We start from the raw sequence: 15,163 nt of genomic DNA, 5'->3' as shown, positions 1-15,163 counted from the left end.
ATTGAGGGCGCCGTCCGGTCGACCGGGCCGAGAGGGAGAGAGGCGGAGCAGCGCGGGTGAGGCCGCCGGATCAGAGAGAGCGTTCGGCGGAGCTCCTCCGCATTCCACTCTCCCCTGAAGGTTCCTCGACATGATCACCGAGATGAATTGCTCCGCGGCACCCTTTGCGTTGCTTGCGCGCGCGAAGGCCGTGCTTCGTGCAGCCGAGCTGCTGCTACCAGGTCTTGCCCGCGGCGAGCGTATCGATGCGAGATGCCTGCGTCGTGCCATGCAGACTGCGTTCGGCGGCAGCGATGCCGATGGCAGCTGGGATTGGAAGGCGGCGTACGAGACCTGTGAGATCGCCTCGGTCCTATTCCTGACCAAGTACGGTCCGGCGATGATCAAGGTCGGTAGCGGCATGCCTTCGGCCATGCTGCCGATGGTCGCAAAGGTCGCGGCTCTTCTGCCGAGCCATACCAGGCGCTCGCTCGAGAGTCAGAGCTTTCAGCAGTTCTCGACACCGCTGCCATTGGCGCTCGCCGCGGCCGCGGCGGCGCAGGTGACCTCGGCCGATCGGGTGCTCGAGCCCTCGGCAGGGACGGGGAGCCTGGCCGTCTTTGCGGAGCTTGCCGGCGGTTCGCTCCTGCTGAATGAGCTCGCCGCAAGCCGCGCCGCTTTGCTCGATCTGGTGTTTGCCGGGTTGACCGTGACCCGTTTCGACGCCGCGCAGATCGATGATCATCTCGATGCGGCCATCATTCCAAGCGTGGTCTTGTTGAACCCGCCATTCTCGGCGACCGCGAACGTCGATCGTCCCTTGGCTGATACGACGTTGCGGCATGTGTCTTCGGCGCTGGCACGGCTTGGCGAGGGTGGGCGACTGGTCGCGATCACCGCTGCCAGCTTTGCGCCGGACAATCCGACCTGGACCGATGCCTTCGTGCATCTGCAGGAGCGCGGACGTCTGGTGTTCTCCGCGGCGATCGCTGGCGCGGTCTATGCGCGGCAGGGGACGACGACTGCCACACGGATGCTCGTGATCGACAAGCAGCGGGCGACGGACCCTCGGGTGTTTCCACAGTCGGTCGGAATGGCACCTGACGTCGCGACCTTGCTCGGCTGGATCACGGCGCTCGTGCCCTCACGACTGCCGATGGCTGGCCAGTTCGTGGCTCAGACGGGCCAGCAAGCTCGTTCTCGTTCGAGAGAGCAACAGGCTCTGAATTCGGCTCGTTCGTCTTCACCGCGCACCTCGTCCGAGCCTGAAGGCCGCGAGCTTGCCTACGAGCTATTGGACGAGGCGACTGACGAAGGACCCCGGCTGACCGACGCGCTCTATGAGCCCTATCAGCTGCAGTCGATCCGAATTCCGGGCGCGAGGCCTCATCCTACGAAGCTCGTGCAATCGGCAGCGATGGCCTCCGTCGCGCCGCCTAAGCCGTCCTATGTACCGCATCTGCCAGCCAGGATCGTCGCCGATGGCGTGCTGTCCGACGCGCAGCTCGAGAGCATCATCTATGCGGGCGAAGCGCATGGCGGCTTTCAGGCCGGGTTCTGGACCATCGACGAAACCTTCGACCAGGTTCGTGCGGCCAGCGAGGAGACCGACGGAGCGGTCCGCTTCCGGCGCGGCTGGTTCCTCGGCGATGGCACCGGCGCGGGGAAGGGCCGGCAGGTCGCAGGCATCCTGCTGGACAATTGGCTGAAGGGCCGGCGCCGGGCGATCTGGGTCAGCAAGTCCGACAAGCTGATCGAGGACGCACAGCGCGACTGGGCGGCGCTCGGCATGGAGCGGCTTCAGGTCACGCCGCTGTCGCGCTTCCGCCAGGGCGCGCTGATCCGGCTGGGTGAAGCCATCCTTTTTACGACCTACGCCACGCTACGGACCGACGAGAAGGCCGAGAAGCTTTCGCGCGTCCGTCAGATCGTCGACTGGGTTGGACGGGACTTCGATGGCGTGATCATCTTCGACGAGAGCCATGCGATGCAGAACGCCGCAGGCAACAGGGGCGATCGAGGCGAGCAGGCGGCTTCGCAGCAGGGGCGCGCTGGGTTGAGATTGCAGCACGCGCTGCCCAATGCTCGTGTCGTCTACGTCTCGGCGACGGGTGCAACCACCGTCCATAATCTGGCCTATGCCCAGCGGCTCGGATTGTGGGGTGGTGCGGATTTCCCGTTTGCAACGAGGGCGGATTTCGTAGCGGCGATCGAGGAGGGCGGGGTCGCGGCGATGGAGGTGATGGCCAGGGATCTCAAGGCCCTCGGCCTCTATGCAGCGCGGTCGCTGTCCTTCGAGGGCGTCGAATATGAGCTGCTCGAGCATCGACTCACGGACGAGCAGGTCAGGATCTACGACGCCTATGCGCAGGCATTTGCGGTCATTCACAACAACCTTGAGGCCGCGATGCGCGCGGCCAATATCACCGGTGCAACCGGCACTCTGAATGCCCAAGCCAAGTCGGCTGCGCGCTCGGCCTTCGAATCCGCCAAGCAGCGTTTCTTCGGACATCTCCTGACCTCGATGAAGACGCCAACGCTGATCAGCGCGATCAAGCGTGATCTCGAAGCCGGCCATGCCGCAGTCATCCAGATCGTCTCGACCGGCGAAGCCCTGATGGAGCGCCGGCTGGCGGAGATCCCGACCGAGGAGTGGGGCGACGTCCAGGTCGACATCACCCCGCGCGAATACGTCCTCGACTACCTCGCCCATTCCTTCCCGGTGCAGCTCTACGAGCCATTCACCGACGGTGAGGGCAATCTCTTATCGCGTCCTGTGACTCGCGACGGTCAGCCGGTCGAGAGCCGCGAGGCCGTCGCGCGGCGAGATGAGATGATCGAGCATCTCGCGTCGCTTTCGCCGGTGCCGGGCGCCCTCGACCAGATCGTTCAGCGCTTCGGTACCGACGAGGTCGCTGAGGTCACGGGCCGGTCGCGACGGATTATCCGCATCCGCGATCGGATGGCGGTCGAGACCAGGCCTTCGTCTGCCAACCTCGCTGAGGCCGCCGCCTTCATGGATGACCAGAAGCGCATCCTGGTGTTCTCGGACGCCGGCGGCACGGGCCGCAGCTATCACGCCGAGCTCTCGGCCAAGAACAAACGGCTACGTGTGCATTATCTGCTGGAGCCGGGCTGGAAGGCGGATGCCGCGATCCAGGGGCTTGGGCGCACCAACCGCACCAACCAGGCACAGCCGCCGCTGTTTCGCCCGATCGCGACCGACGTGAAGGCCGAGAAGCGCTTTCTCTCGACGATCGCGCGTCGGCTCGACACCTTGGGCGCGATCACCCGTGGTCAGCGCCAGACCGGCGGGCAGGGGCTGTTCCGTCCCGAGGATAACCTGGAAAGCCCGCACGCGCGCGATGCGCTGCGTCAGCTCTATGGGCTCCTGGCCCGCGGCCAGGTCGGCAGCTGCTCGCTGCAGCGCTTCGAGCAGGCCACGGGATTGAAGCTGACCGATGAGAACGGTCTGCGCGACGAGCTGCCGCCGATCACGACGTTCCTCAACCGGCTGCTGGCGCTGACGATCGAGTTGCAGAACATCCTGTTCACGGTGTTCGAGCAGTTGCTCGCGGCGCGGATCGAGGGCGCGATCGCGTCGGGGACTTACGATGCCGGCCTGGAGACGCTACGTGCAGAGAGCTTCGTCGTCCAGGAGCGGCGCACGATCTACACCCATCGTGCCACGGGCGCCGAAACTCATCTGGTCACCATCGTCCAGCGCGATCGCAACCGGCCCATGCCGCTGAACGAAGCCTTGGAGCGGCTGTTGCAACGCTGTGCCGTTCCGCTGCGCAATATTCGCTCGGCGCGGGCGGCGATCCAGGTGCCCGCGCCGAGCTGGCTGCTCGACGACGGCGCGATCGAGCCACGGGTCCATCTGATCGGACCGATGGGACGCCGCACTCTGCCGCTTGCCAAGCTGGTCGAGCATGATTGGGTCGCGACCGACCGCGAGCAATTCAAGGCGGGCTGGAGCGCGGAGCTCGCATCCATCCCAGAGTTCACGACCAGCACGATCTACCTCGTCACCGGGCTGTTGCTGCCGATCTGGAAGCGGCTCCCTCAGGAGTCGCCGAGGGTGTACCGTCTCCAGACCAATGCAGGCGAGCGGATCATCGGCCGGAAGGTGCCGCTCAGTTGGGTCACGGCAATGTCGGCGGAGAGACCGACGCTCGCAGCTGAAGACGCGTTCACGGCACTACTGCGTGACGGCTATGTGCTCGATCTCGCCGAAGGCATGCGGCTGCGGCGAGCCCGCGTCATGGGTGTCGATCGGATCGAGCTGTTGGGTTTCACTGAGGGGCTCAGAGATTGTCTCAGGGCCTATGGGCTGTTCGGTGAGATCATCTCCTGGAAGCTGCGGATGTTCGTGCCGACCGATGCAAGTGGCTCAACGATCCTGGCCAGGGTTCTGGAGCGGTTTCCGATCGCTGACGTTCGTGGGCGGGAGCCATCGTGATGGCGGAGGACGCGTCCGAGCTGGCGCGCCGCCTCGCGCGTGAGGCCGAGGCGGTGTGCCGACACTATCTATCCAACGGCCGACGTGAGGGACGCTATTGGCTGGTCGGGGATGTCAACAACACGCCCGGCCGCTCGCTGTTCGTGCGGCTGCAGGCCTCATCGAAGGGACCGGCGGGCAAATGGACCGATGCCGCGACGGGCGAGCATGGCGATCTGCTCGATGTTATAGGGACAACATGCGCGCTGCGCAGCTTCCGCGAGATCGCCGAGGAAGCGCGGCGATTCCTGAAGCTACCACGCTGGCAGCGTGAACCATCGATCGAGCCCAAGCTACTTCGGCGTTCGCGCGACCCGATCAAGGCCGCTCGCCGACTTTTTGCGATGTCTCAGCCGCTGACGGGGACGCTCGGCGAGACCTATTTGGGCAATCGAGGCATCGATCCGCCTGCAAACTCTGCAGCACTCCGATTCCACCCGCAATGCTTCTATCGACCGGATGACACCACGACGGTCGAGACCTGGCCGGCCCTGATTGCCGCCGTGACCGATCTCGATGACTGCATCACCGGCGTCCATCGCACCTGGCTCGATCCTGATGGCTTTGATGATCGCAGGCTAGGAAAGGCGCCGATCGAGACGCCGCGACGGGCAATGGGCGACCTGCTTGGACGCGCGGTTCGCTTCGGGATTGCTGATGACGTGATTGCGGCCGGTGAGGGCATCGAGACTATGCTGTCGTTGCGGACGGTGCTGCCGTCACTGCCGGTTGCCGCCGCACTCTCGGCCAACCATCTCGCCACGCTGCTGTGGCCGGTCACGCTGCGCCGGCTCTATGTCGCAGTCGACGCTGACGCTGCCGGGATCACTGCGGCACAGGCGTTGTCGGTCAGAGCGCTGGACGCCGGCATCGAGGTGATCGCCCTGTGTCCTCGCCTTGGGGACTTCAACGAAGATCTGCGCGCATTCGGGAAAGCCCGGCTCCGGGACATGCTGTGCCATCAGCTGTTGCCGGAGGACGCCGCGCGCTTCCTGGACGTGATCTCGGCCTAGACGTAGGTCTTCAGTCGGGTGGTCTGCTCGCGCGCTCGCAACTCGTGGGGCGGGCGAGAGGATCTCATCCGAGCCTCCGACAGCCGCGCCGGGGCCTTCTGAGAGCGCGATCGGACGGCAGGCGGTCCGGTCCGGCAATGGCGGTGCGCGGCTATTTTCCGCCGGCCCGTGTGCGGGCCTTTGCATCGCGAAGCAAAATAGCCGCGCACCGCCATCCTCCGCCGTCGCTCCGGCCCGCTGCTCGAAGGGATCAGCGGGTTCTGGTCCGGTCCGCCCGCCGTCGTGGAGATCGCTATGGAAGGCCGCGATCGGCGCGGTCAGAGATCACAGACGAGATCCCCATGTCCGACCACCACGACGAGATGCGAGAGCCGCACGACACCCGCTCGACGACCGACGACGCTCTGGCCGAACTCCAACTGTACGGCTACCGGCCCTTCGACGACGAGCCTGATCCGCGGCCGTTGCCAGAGGGCAGGGCCATCACCGGCGCGATCGCCGACATCTTCGATGCCCTGGTGGCGACACTCTCCGACACCCGCTTCGAGCCTGAGCTCAAGGATCTCTTGTGGTCAACGGTCAACCTGTTCCACCGCGCTACGATGCGCATCGAGCGTGAACTCGACGACAACGAGCAGGCGCAGCGGACCAGCCAGCGCGAGCAGAACGGCTCGGAGGTCCGCTCCGTCGAGCTCGAGCGGCTGACGTCGGAAGGGCTGTCGCTGGTCGAGCGCCGCAACGTCATGGAGCTGTTCCGCGACCTCGCCGCCGAGGCCTTCGAGCTGCATACGCGATCGCCCTGGCGCCCGCGATCGGGCTCGCAGGTCAACCATCGCACGCTGACGGCTGCCATGATCGACTCCCGCGACTTCCTGGCCGCCAAGCGCCGCGCCGAGACCGAGGTCATGCTGCCGCAGGGACCGAAGATCGCACTCACCGGCGGACCAGATTTCAACGACGTCGCACTCATCTGGGATCGCCTCGACAAGGTTCACGCCAAGCATCCCGACATGGTACTCCTGCACGGCGGCTCACCGAAGGGCGCCGAGCTGATTGCCTCCAAATGGGCCGCGAACCGGAAGGTGCCGCAGATCGCCTTCAAGCCCGACTGGACGAGGCACAACAAGGCTGCACCATTCAAGCGCAACGACGCCATGCTGGAGACGCTTCCGATCGGCGTCATGGTCTTCCCCGGCTCAGGAATCCAGGGCAACCTTGCCGACAAGGCCCGTCGCCTCGGAATTCCCGTCTGGACCTTCGGGAAAGGCGGCGCGTGAGCGCCGTCAACTCCTCAACGCTCTGCCGATCTCACAACGCGTCGGGCGCCGCTCGAGCGTCGGCGCGACTCTCCGCAACTTTGTCCAAATCACGATGCATATTGTTCGGATCGCGCCGCGGTGGTGGTGGAAGGCGCATCCCGTCATAGCTTTGCACGGAGGCCACCGCCGTGCCCGCGATTACTCTCATCCTCGGACTGGTCAGCGTCGGACTATTGTGCCGCGCGCTGTTCAAACTCGCTGTTCACGCACTCCCGTTCTTTGCCGCGGTCAGCACCGGGCTGGCGGTCCTGAATGCAGGCGTCGGGATCGGCGGAGCAATTTTGGCGGGGCTCACCGCGGCGGCTCTCACTCTGACCGTCGGCCGGATTCTGTTCGCAACTTCGCGATTCTTGCTGATGCGCAGCTTGGTGGCAGCTACCTTTCTCATCCCGGCAGCAATGGCCGGCCGTCACACGGCGCTTGGCGTTGCCTTACTTGCTGGGCCATCGCCGCTCTGGCGTGAGATCATCGGTTTGTTGGGTGCGTTCCTGGCGGGCGGATGTGCTCTGCACCAGTTGCTCAGTCACGATCTGCCCCGCCCGTTGCAGTCCGAGCAGGGCGGCGATCGACCTCTCGACTCTTCGCCGCTGTGAACTTGGCCTGGGCAGTCGAGCCGCCTGGGCCTCGAACGGTCGACGAAGTTGTTCGCAGGTACGAATGTGCTCAGCTGAGCGAAGGCAAGCCACCCCCGAACTGGAGCCGCGACCCACCGCAGAAAGATCTAACGGGCGCAAGGCATTGGCTGACCGGCTCACTGCAGGTTCGCTGACACGGGACTGAAATCGTTACGCGCTTTTCTTGTCGGCGGCTTCTGATCGTACGCTTGGCCTCTCCGCCGTCTTGTGCGGCCGCGGCTCACCATGTCTCTCCTGGAAGCTGATCGGGACGGCGACGCACCTTGCCTCGTGATGGCTTGATCTGGCCGAAGGCCGGCTGCGCCTCGATCGCCTGAGCGCAACGCCGCCGGCCAACTTTCTTCCCCTGGGCGGAGCCGCCCATTCCTCGCGGGACAAGAAAGTCGTCCGGCGCCGTCCTCCGCTTCGCTCCAGCCCTGCGGGTGCGCCGTCGATCGCCGTTCGCCCGAGATGCGCCATCGAGGCCGCGGTGGTCGCGGCCCGAATCAGCCAAGGAGAGACAACATGGCTTCCATCGGTTCCTTCAAGAAGGTCGGCGACGATTTCCAGGGCGAGATCATCACCCTGAGCCTCAAGGCCAAGGGGGTCCGCATCGTCCCCGAAGCCAATCGCTCCAGCGAGAACGCGCCCAGCCACCGCGTCTACACCGGGCGTGTCGAGATCGGCGCCGCCTGGGCGCGGCGCTCGGAGGAGGGACGCGACTATCTCTCGCTCAAGCTCGACGATCCCTCGTTCAACGCCCCGATCTACGCGAACCTGTTCGACGACGAGGGCGGCGAAGGCTACACGCTCCTCTGGTCGCGGCCCCGCAAGACCGCGGAGTAAGGGTACGAGCCGGCTCCGCCCGAATTGTACGGGCGGGGCACGGTTCGAACCCAGACCGGGCTGACTGCGGTAGGCCTGATATCAATCTGTCTAGCCGCGGCCATCGCAGCGAATCTTTCGATGAGCGTGTTTTGCCTTCTCAAGTTTTCCGTCCGTCAAGCCGAACAACTGACGCTGTTCGCTCAGACCGGATGTTCACGATGGACCCTTTTGGGGTTTCTCGGTGCGAAATGTCTCTCCAACGTTATCCGATCAGCGAATCGCTTTCATCTTCGGTCCACCAACGCATATGCTGCGCCTTCCCGCTCTGCTCCAGGATTTCGGTCAGGGCTCGAGCGAGACGGTCCACTGTGTCGGTCGTCGAAGTCTTCTTTAGGAGTCGGCGAACGAAGGGACGGGAAGGTTTGATGAAACATAGAAAGCCATTCTCGAACTCCTGACAATGACCGCATCCGAGCCAAAGGGGAAATTCCGAATTTGCGAGGTCGATACGCCACCCCCAATCTTCGGGTTTCATATTCACAACCGCAAAGCCGTGATGCGGCAGCTGCTCGCATAGAAATTCTGCAAGCCGTTTTCCGTACAGCCTCGGATTGACGAGTTCATCCTCGCCAGGCTCGGGCGGAAAAGCCGTGGAGACAAATTCAAGATGCGTTCTCATTTTGCCATCGTACTTTGATTGTTGAGATCACTCCACTGGCGACGAGCAACACTCGAAATCATGCGCCCTGACGACGGTCCCAGGAAGCAAGCAATAGGTCACAATCGGTCGCATCGCGCTACGTTGGCCCGGCCCTCAGACCGGACGTTCTCTATTCCTGCGTGACCTCCTTCGAGGTGGGACGCCGACAGGCCAGGGGGAGGACAACGCTATTTCCCGAACCTCGGCTCTCGAATGTGCAGAGGCGCGTCCGCAGTCTTGCAGATCGCTTCAATGAGGAGACGTATCGCTCGTCCTTGCCACTCGATTTGATCAATCGGGGCTTCCCAATACTCCGACAGGACGTAGGCCAAGTGGCGGGCCTTTACGCTCAGGCCCTTTACCGTACGAGCGGGCGTCTCCATGATTGCTCGTTCGATGGGATCAAGACGGGCCAGCACCGCCTCATCCTCTGCGGTCAGGTATTCGCCGAGTCGCTCGCCTGGATCGGCGGGCGCGCGATCGAGTTCTGCTGTGAGCGCCAAAAATTGTCTCTCAAGTGCCGAGAGATCGGCATCCAGGTCTGCTGACGTGGCAGAATCGCAACCGCCAAGAGATGCTTGCGTGTCCATTTGAGCCCCGATAGCCGTGAACCGTTTGCGGTACACGGCTTCGCGGCCGCGCGCCCCGCATCTACCCCATCGCTTCACGCTCAAAACGCCTCCAATAGCAGCGAAGATTCGCGCGAGAGGAGTTCGAACTGATGCTCAAGCTCTATCAGCGCGTCGTCGATTGCCGATATCGGGGCCTCTGCGTAGGTCCTCGGTTTGGTGGAAGACGTATCCCTCCGAGTTTCACATCTAGGTTCCATCAACTTGGTCGATGATCCTTGACCGGCGTGCCGATATTCGGAGAACGCGCTCCGAATGCCAGTCAATTGAGTATTTTTGCATTATAGGTTATAACCTATAGAATTTCTAGTCCTGTTTTGGTCCTACCGTCCAGATGGATTGGTCGGAACCAAAGGCGGCGCGCGTCATTCTGGGAGCGAATGTCAAGCGCCTGCGCAAGGCACAGCGGTTCAGCCAAGAGCGGTTGGCCGAGCTAACCGGTCTCGACCAGCCTCATATCAGCGAGATCGAGGCCGGACTGATCAATCTCACACTCGATAATGTCCAGGCTCTGGCTGTAGCGCTTGGTGTCGAGCCCTCCGATCTACTGAAGCTGACTAGCTAAGGGCTCGCCGTTCGGAGATCACGATTATCGGACTGCTGAGTAGCGCAATAGCCGCTGCGCGATTGACCTGGCGCTTGGGCCGAATGACTTTTGTTGCTGGCCAGTGTCCTCTCAGCTTCCGGTTGTGAGCCTCGGAAAGACAGACCGCCTAAGCCACGTGCTATCCACACCGGAATGCTCCGATAAGGTCGCCGGCCGAAGGTGGTCGCATGAGTACGTCTCGACGAATTCAATGCGTCGATGGCCTGTCGTTGCGCTCAGTGGTCGCCCGGGCTCAGGGCTGTTTTTCGGCCTTGCTTCCGCGTTGATCGTACGTGGTGCGCCGACTGTTGTTGTTGGCGTCCAAAGTTGCGATCAATACGTGTGAACCGTCAGCGTGGGAGCCGTCGGTCGTACTTCGCGTCCATAGGTTGGCTGCGTGTATCCTTTGTTGTTGCCTAATTGTTGGCTTGCTTGATACTTAAAAGAAATCTGTGATGTGAGCTTTCTCTTCTTCTGCCCCGGGCAATTGGCGTCTTGAGAAGCTCGGCGGCTGTTCAATTGAGCTGATGAGCAAGATGACCGGCGATGTTGATGTTGGCGGCGTCTGCCGCTCGCGCAACTAAACGGATGTGAATACGGTCGATTTTGTCGAGATGAGCGAGTCCCTCCCGCGAAGTCATTTTCGCAGGCGGATGCTCTTTCAAGTCGACCGCCGGAATGTCTCGGAGCTGATCTCCAACGCTTGCGCGGTAGCCGACCTTGCCATGATGTATCTCGACTGGGCGTTGAGCTTACTCGGAGTCGCCAGACAAAGGTGCTGGAGCACTCGATGCGAAGCCACACGGAATGCTTGTGCTGGCGGCGGCGTGAAATACGTCTAATCTTTGACTTGGACCACGTTGGAAACAAATGTCATGCCGTCGCACCCGCCGGATCCCGATGTCGATGATCTCGCGCCGACCGAAGACGCGCTGACGGCCTATGACGACGAGCACATTTCCACGTACCTGCGCATGCTCGATGCCGCGGCTGAGGACGCCGATTGGCGCGAGGTGGCTCGAATCGTTCTTCATATCGACCCCGATCAGGAACCCGAACGGGCCCGCCGCGCTTACGACAGTCATCTTGCCCGAGCCAGATGGATGTCGAACAAAGGCTATCGTCATCTGTTGCGGCGTGCGGCCGATTGATGCCTATGGGCGTTCGATACGCTGAACGCAGTGGTTGAGGTGTTCAGTCTTCGTTAAGGCAGTTCCGTATCGGGATACCTGCCATGCGGTCTCTCGGGCGCCGCAATCACAAAGAGTCCTCATTGTGTGGTTGCAATCTTGGTGCGGCTGCAGATGAGGACTACGAAATGTCGAAATTCGAGTGGCGTTCGTCTCGGGCTTACGATTTGGACCATGCAGCAGATCCAAACGTTGCCTGGGAATGTCTTCGCCGCAATCCAGCCTATCAGCAGGACTACCAGTCAGTAACAAACCCGGAAGCCTGCGCTCCGTCCGAATTCCGCAACGAATGGGGGCTCGTCTTTCGCAGCTGATCCCCGCCACGCGTTTGATGCCCAGCAGATCTTTTGGGCGCCAGAGACGCTGCCCACCGTCTTGTCGATGGACCGCGCGGCACAACCGAATTTCACCGCACCGTTGGATCTGACCGAGCTGTCGGGAGACCGACTGCGTGCGGCCTCGGACGGCTGGCATGTTGTGTTGCCGCTCGGCGGCGGTACACACCGACTGTGGCTGCCGGACGAGCCGGTCAAACGCGTCACATACAGCGTCAAGCTGCCGCTTGATGAGGATTTCGAGGCACGCGCCCGTGCGGCCCAGAGGCTTTGGCGGGCCCTGAACAATCGGCCGCTAGGGCCGTCCCCGGACGGCCTTACGCTGCAGCAGCGCGCGCGTCTTGCGACGGCGCTTCGCGCGCTCGACGGCCACCTGGAGGGGGCATCGTATCGAACGATCGCCGAAGTGCTGTTTGGATCCGCACGCATTCCCGCTCGCGCCTGGAAAACTCACGACCTCCGCAGCCGAACCATTCGCTTGGTGCAATTGGGCCTGCGGCTGATGCGTGGCGGCTATCGCGATCTGCTGCGTCCGCGCCATCGCAAGAGATGGCGCTGATTGCAGTCGCGGCGAACGCCGCGGTCCACCCGTGCGCCCAAGGGTCTGCGACGGTTCGGTTGCTGCTCGATCTCTGCCGATCGTTGGCCATCGTGATGGTGACCGCGTAGGGTGCCGAACATTCACCCCCCGATCTTCGGCATCCCCCTTCGCTCGTATGCTCCGCCATCGTGACCTCCGACGCGCCGCTGACCTCACAAGCGCGCTCTGAGCACACGGAGCCTCGACAATGCCTGATCCGAACGCCGGCTTGCCGCCGCGATACCTTCGCACGCCAGAAGCTGCCCGCTTCCTGAGCCTGTCCGGACGAACCCTCGAAAAGCACCGCACCTACGGCACCGGTCCGGCCTACAGAAAGCTCGGCGGCAGGGTGGTCTACGCGCTCGAGGATCTCAGGGCGTGGGCGGATGGCGGTGTCAAGACATCGACGTCCGATCCGGGAAAGAGCACCGTGCTCCCCGCCAAGCGGCATCCGGCGCTCGTTCCCTATGCTGGCAAGGGGCGCCGCTGATGCACCAGCGGTATGATCGGCAAGCCCATCGCCCGCGGCCGTCTGAACGCGGCCAACTCGAACTGTTCCGCGCGTTGCCCGGCGATCTCGCCGCCCGTGATGCGCAGGATCTCATGGCCTATCCGTTCTTCTCGCTGGCCAAATCCAGACGCGTCGTCCCGATCGACTTCCGTACGGGCAAGATCAGCATCCGTGTCGAAGCGGTGCCGGAGCACGGCATGGCCACGATCTGGGATGCCGATGTTCTGATCTGGGCTTCCTCACAGATCGTCGAAGCGCGTGACGCCGGATTGAAGACCTCACGGCTGATGGCGGCCACGCCTTACGAGATTCTGACCTTCGTTGGCCGCGGGACCAGTGTGCGCGACTACGATCGTCTCAAGGCAGCCCTCGACCGTCTGCAGTCGACCACGATCATGACGTCGATCAGGCAGCCGACTGAGCGTCGGCGGCATCGGTTCTCCTGGATCAATGAATGGAAGGAGACCGCGGATGTGCACGGCCGTCCGCGCGGGCTGGAACTGATCTTGCCGAACTGGTTCTATGCCGGCGTGCTCGACGACGCCCTCGTGCTCACCATCGACCGTGCGTATTTCGATCTGAAAGGCGGGCTCGAGCGCTGGCTCTATCGCATTGTGCGCAAGCATGGTGGCCGTCAGAAAGGCGGCTGGAGCTTTGATTTCGCGCATCTTCACGCCAAGTCCGGCTGTCTGTCGCCTTTGAAGCACTTCGCCTACGATCTGCGCGACATCGTCCGCCGTCAGACGCTGCCAGGCTACCAGCTCGCAATCGAGGCCGGTCTGCGCGGAGCGGAACGCCTCTCCTTCGCCCCTGTCCAAGATGACCCATTCGCTGCGCGTCTGCGCAAGCGCGGCTTCACCTCTCGGTCGGGGGACAAGCTGTGAATCAATTCGTGCCATCGAGGACGCGCACGGTCGTGCCGTCGGGGACCGGATTCCCGTGCCAACGGGGACCGGAATCGAACGAAAGCGCCAGGGGATCAACAGCTTGGCGGGCGCGTAACTTTACTAACCTGGAATCCTTCGGATTCCTTCTAACGGACCGCGCACTTTACCCGCTTAGGGATGAACCATTCCCGCAGCTGTGGCGCGGGATCCCCTGGGTTGATCGGAACCCACGATCCAGAGGCTGCTGCGCGCTCGCGCCGCGCGTCCAGGATGGCGGAGGTCGAAACATTTGTTCTCGCAGGAGAGCAGCATGAGCGATCTCACGCAGGTCGAGCTGCTCTGGCTCGAGAAGCGGATCGAGAACTGGATTCGCTTCGGTCACGCGGCCGAAGAGACGATCATCGACCGGTGCCGGCGCATCATGTCGTTCGCGCCCGGCAGCGTCTTCGCCTTCGTGCGGTGGGCGTCGAACGATTTCGGGACCGTGGTCTCGCGCATCGATATCGTCAGGGCCGTCGCACCAGGGCAGGGATACGCCACCGTGCCTTTCGTTCGTCCCGGCGGCGAGATCCTGCTGCGGCTCGCAACCTGGCCGAAGGTCGAAAGCGTGCTGCAGCGGATCGACAGGGTCGAAGCGCTCGGTATCGATCCGGCCGAAGCGGCGCCCGATTATTGGCAGCACGTTCACAACCGCCTGTCCGTCAATGAGGCGCCGCGCGACTACACACGCGGGCGACACAAGGCCTGGCTACACCGGCGGAGACTTGCGCGATGATGGGCGATGTCGTGCGTCGTCTCGCAATAATCGGAGCTGCTGCGATCGCTCTGTCGGCGATGCTCCAGATGCCCCCCATCCACTATGTCTGGAACGTCTCCGCAAGCGTTGCGACCGGCCTCTATCGGCTTCATCCGCGCGGTGATCTCATGGTCGGCGAGCTCGTCGCGGTCGACGCGCCGCAGCCACTTGCTGCCTTCCTGGCGAGCGGGGGCTATCTGCCGAGCGGCGTGCCGCTCTTGAAGCATGTGGCGGCACTACCGGGACAGACCGTCTGCAGGTGTGGGCTAACGATCCTGATCGACACGATCGAGGTGGGGAAGGCGCAAGAGCGCGATGGCCAGGGTCGTCTGCTGCCGGTCTGGCACGGCTGCCGAACGCTTGCCGATGGCGAAGCTTTCCTGATGAACACGCAATCGGCCATCTCGCTCGATGGGCGATATTTCGGTGTGCTGCCGGTGTCCGCCATCATCGGCCGCGCCGAGCCGCTCTGGACGGGCGGGGAGCAGTGATCATGCATTACGGTCGCGTTCCTATCAGCCGCTCCGTCTCTCGAGTGTCTGGCCGTTCGCTCGTCCCGGCCATTCCTCACCTGGTTGCCACGCACTTCGCGTGCCGACCGTGTGCTTGCGATCTCGTTTCCGATCAGCCACAGGATCGGTGCGCTCGGTCATCGGATGCGAGCAGCGCAGGCAACACCATACGCTTGTGGT

16 protein-coding genes are annotated in these 15,163 nt (G+C 63.3%); 13 read left to right on the top strand and 3 right to left on the bottom strand.

The features are described 5' to 3' along the window. Positions 1-130: 130 nt before the first annotated feature. The 5 genes from QW863_RS33485 (at position 131) to QW863_RS33465 (ending at position 8,275) form a co-directional block, all read left to right on the top strand. A complete protein-coding gene (locus QW863_RS33485; RefSeq protein ID WP_315769911.1) occupies positions 131-4,444 on the top strand; it encodes a strawberry notch family protein in 4,314 nt (1,437 codons plus the stop codon). Then, entirely contained in the window at positions 4,444-5,496 is a 1,053-nt protein-coding gene (locus QW863_RS33480) for a toprim domain-containing protein (protein WP_315769909.1), read from the top strand. Before QW863_RS33485 ends, QW863_RS33480 begins: the two co-directional genes overlap by 1 nt. 341 nt (positions 5,497-5,837) lie before the next feature. Further along, positions 5,838-6,773 carry a DUF2493 domain-containing protein gene (locus tag QW863_RS33475; RefSeq protein WP_315769908.1) on the top strand — a complete coding sequence of 312 codons (936 nt, stop codon included), beginning with the start codon at positions 5,838-5,840 and terminating at the stop codon, positions 6,771-6,773. Positions 6,774-6,943: 170 nt separating this feature from the next. Continuing rightward, positions 6,944-7,408, top strand: coding sequence for a hypothetical protein (locus QW863_RS33470; RefSeq protein ID WP_315769907.1), 465 nt, complete (start codon positions 6,944-6,946; stop codon positions 7,406-7,408). A 546-nt stretch (positions 7,409-7,954) separates the two neighbouring features. Then, positions 7,955-8,275: a DUF736 domain-containing protein gene (locus QW863_RS33465; protein ID WP_315769905.1), complete on the top strand. Its 321-nt coding sequence runs from the start codon at positions 7,955-7,957 to the stop codon at positions 8,273-8,275. A 244-nt stretch (positions 8,276-8,519) separates the two neighbouring features. Here QW863_RS33465 and QW863_RS33460 read toward each other — a convergent pair whose 3' ends face one another. Continuing rightward, complete coding sequence (locus QW863_RS33460; RefSeq protein ID WP_315769903.1) at positions 8,520-8,936, bottom strand: hypothetical protein; 417 nt, start codon at positions 8,934-8,936, stop codon at positions 8,520-8,522. Between the two features lie 209 nt (positions 8,937-9,145). Further along, positions 9,146-9,547 carry a hypothetical protein gene (locus tag QW863_RS33455; RefSeq protein WP_315769902.1) on the bottom strand — a complete coding sequence of 134 codons (402 nt, stop codon included), beginning with the start codon at positions 9,545-9,547 and terminating at the stop codon, positions 9,146-9,148. Between the two features lie 373 nt (positions 9,548-9,920). On the opposite strand from QW863_RS33455, the gene QW863_RS33450 reads away from it, so the two are divergent. After that, positions 9,921-10,151, top strand: coding sequence for a helix-turn-helix transcriptional regulator (locus QW863_RS33450; protein ID WP_315745055.1), 231 nt, complete (start codon positions 9,921-9,923; stop codon positions 10,149-10,151). Positions 10,152-10,687: 536 nt separating this feature from the next. On the opposite strand, the gene QW863_RS33445 is transcribed toward QW863_RS33450, so the two are convergent. Next, a complete protein-coding gene (locus QW863_RS33445; protein WP_315769900.1) occupies positions 10,688-10,837 on the bottom strand; it encodes a hypothetical protein in 150 nt (49 codons plus the stop codon). Between the two features lie 210 nt (positions 10,838-11,047). Between QW863_RS33445 and QW863_RS33440 the strand changes: the two genes are divergently transcribed. The 7 genes from QW863_RS33440 (at position 11,048) to QW863_RS33410 (ending at position 14,962) form a co-directional block, all read left to right on the top strand. After that, complete coding sequence (locus QW863_RS33440; RefSeq protein ID WP_315769898.1) at positions 11,048-11,323, top strand: DNA -binding domain-containing protein; 276 nt, start codon at positions 11,048-11,050, stop codon at positions 11,321-11,323. Positions 11,324-11,406: 83 nt separating this feature from the next. Then, on the top strand, positions 11,407-11,676 hold the full coding sequence (locus QW863_RS33435; RefSeq protein WP_315769896.1) for a transcriptional regulator domain-containing protein: 270 nt from the start codon (positions 11,407-11,409) through the stop codon (positions 11,674-11,676). A gap of 67 nt (positions 11,677-11,743) precedes the next feature. After that, the gene (locus QW863_RS33430) at positions 11,744-12,256 is read left to right on the top strand and encodes a DUF2285 domain-containing protein (RefSeq protein ID WP_315769924.1); all 513 of its coding nucleotides are present in this window, start codon (positions 11,744-11,746) and stop codon (positions 12,254-12,256) included. Positions 12,257-12,485: 229 nt separating this feature from the next. Then, positions 12,486-12,767 (top strand): helix-turn-helix domain-containing protein, encoded by a 282-nt coding sequence (locus QW863_RS33425; RefSeq protein WP_315769895.1) that lies wholly within the window; start codon positions 12,486-12,488, stop codon positions 12,765-12,767. Beyond that, the gene (locus QW863_RS33420) at positions 12,767-13,672 is read left to right on the top strand and encodes a replication initiator protein A (RefSeq protein ID WP_315769893.1); all 906 of its coding nucleotides are present in this window, start codon (positions 12,767-12,769) and stop codon (positions 13,670-13,672) included. Before QW863_RS33425 ends, QW863_RS33420 begins: the two co-directional genes overlap by 1 nt. 313 nt (positions 13,673-13,985) lie before the next feature. Further along, positions 13,986-14,450 (top strand): DUF2840 domain-containing protein, encoded by a 465-nt coding sequence (locus QW863_RS33415; RefSeq protein ID WP_315769892.1) that lies wholly within the window; start codon positions 13,986-13,988, stop codon positions 14,448-14,450. After that, a complete protein-coding gene (locus QW863_RS33410) occupies positions 14,447-14,962 on the top strand; it encodes a S26 family signal peptidase (protein ID WP_409977994.1) in 516 nt (171 codons plus the stop codon). The genes QW863_RS33415 and QW863_RS33410 overlap by 4 nt, the downstream gene beginning before the upstream one ends. Positions 14,963-15,163: the final 201 nt, after the last annotated feature.

It is taken from the genome of Bradyrhizobium sp. SZCCHNR1017 (assembly GCF_032381375.1).
GTDB lineage: Bacteria > Pseudomonadota > Alphaproteobacteria > Rhizobiales > Xanthobacteraceae > Bradyrhizobium.
Note: the sequence above shows the minus strand (reverse complement) of the source record. Positions and strands in the feature narration are given on the sequence as shown.

Excerpts from the sequence above, each read along its gene's own strand:
- QW863_RS33460 (WP_315769903.1), bottom strand. The coding sequence starts at position 8,936 with ATGAGAACGCATCTTGAATTTGTCTCCACGGCTTTTCCGCCCGAGCCT.
- QW863_RS33430 (WP_315769924.1), top strand. The coding sequence starts at position 11,744 with ATGGACCGCGCGGCACAACCGAATTTCACCGCACCGTTGGATCTGACC.
- QW863_RS33425 (WP_315769895.1), top strand. The coding sequence starts at position 12,486 with ATGCCTGATCCGAACGCCGGCTTGCCGCCGCGATACCTTCGCACGCCA.
- QW863_RS33410 (WP_409977994.1), top strand. The coding sequence starts at position 14,447 with ATGATGGGCGATGTCGTGCGTCGTCTCGCAATAATCGGAGCTGCTGCG.
- QW863_RS33450 (WP_315745055.1), top strand. The coding sequence starts at position 9,921 with ATGGATTGGTCGGAACCAAAGGCGGCGCGCGTCATTCTGGGAGCGAAT.
- QW863_RS33440 (WP_315769898.1), top strand. The coding sequence starts at position 11,048 with ATGCCGTCGCACCCGCCGGATCCCGATGTCGATGATCTCGCGCCGACC.
- QW863_RS33480 (WP_315769909.1), top strand. The coding sequence starts at position 4,444 with ATGGCGGAGGACGCGTCCGAGCTGGCGCGCCGCCTCGCGCGTGAGGCC.
- QW863_RS33475 (WP_315769908.1), top strand. The coding sequence starts at position 5,838 with ATGTCCGACCACCACGACGAGATGCGAGAGCCGCACGACACCCGCTCG.
- QW863_RS33415 (WP_315769892.1), top strand. The coding sequence starts at position 13,986 with ATGAGCGATCTCACGCAGGTCGAGCTGCTCTGGCTCGAGAAGCGGATC.
- QW863_RS33455 (WP_315769902.1), bottom strand. The coding sequence starts at position 9,547 with ATGGACACGCAAGCATCTCTTGGCGGTTGCGATTCTGCCACGTCAGCA.
- QW863_RS33435 (WP_315769896.1), top strand. The coding sequence starts at position 11,407 with ATGCGGTCTCTCGGGCGCCGCAATCACAAAGAGTCCTCATTGTGTGGT.
- QW863_RS33465 (WP_315769905.1), top strand. The coding sequence starts at position 7,955 with ATGGCTTCCATCGGTTCCTTCAAGAAGGTCGGCGACGATTTCCAGGGC.
- QW863_RS33485 (WP_315769911.1), top strand. The coding sequence starts at position 131 with ATGATCACCGAGATGAATTGCTCCGCGGCACCCTTTGCGTTGCTTGCG.
- QW863_RS33420 (WP_315769893.1), top strand. The coding sequence starts at position 12,767 with ATGCACCAGCGGTATGATCGGCAAGCCCATCGCCCGCGGCCGTCTGAA.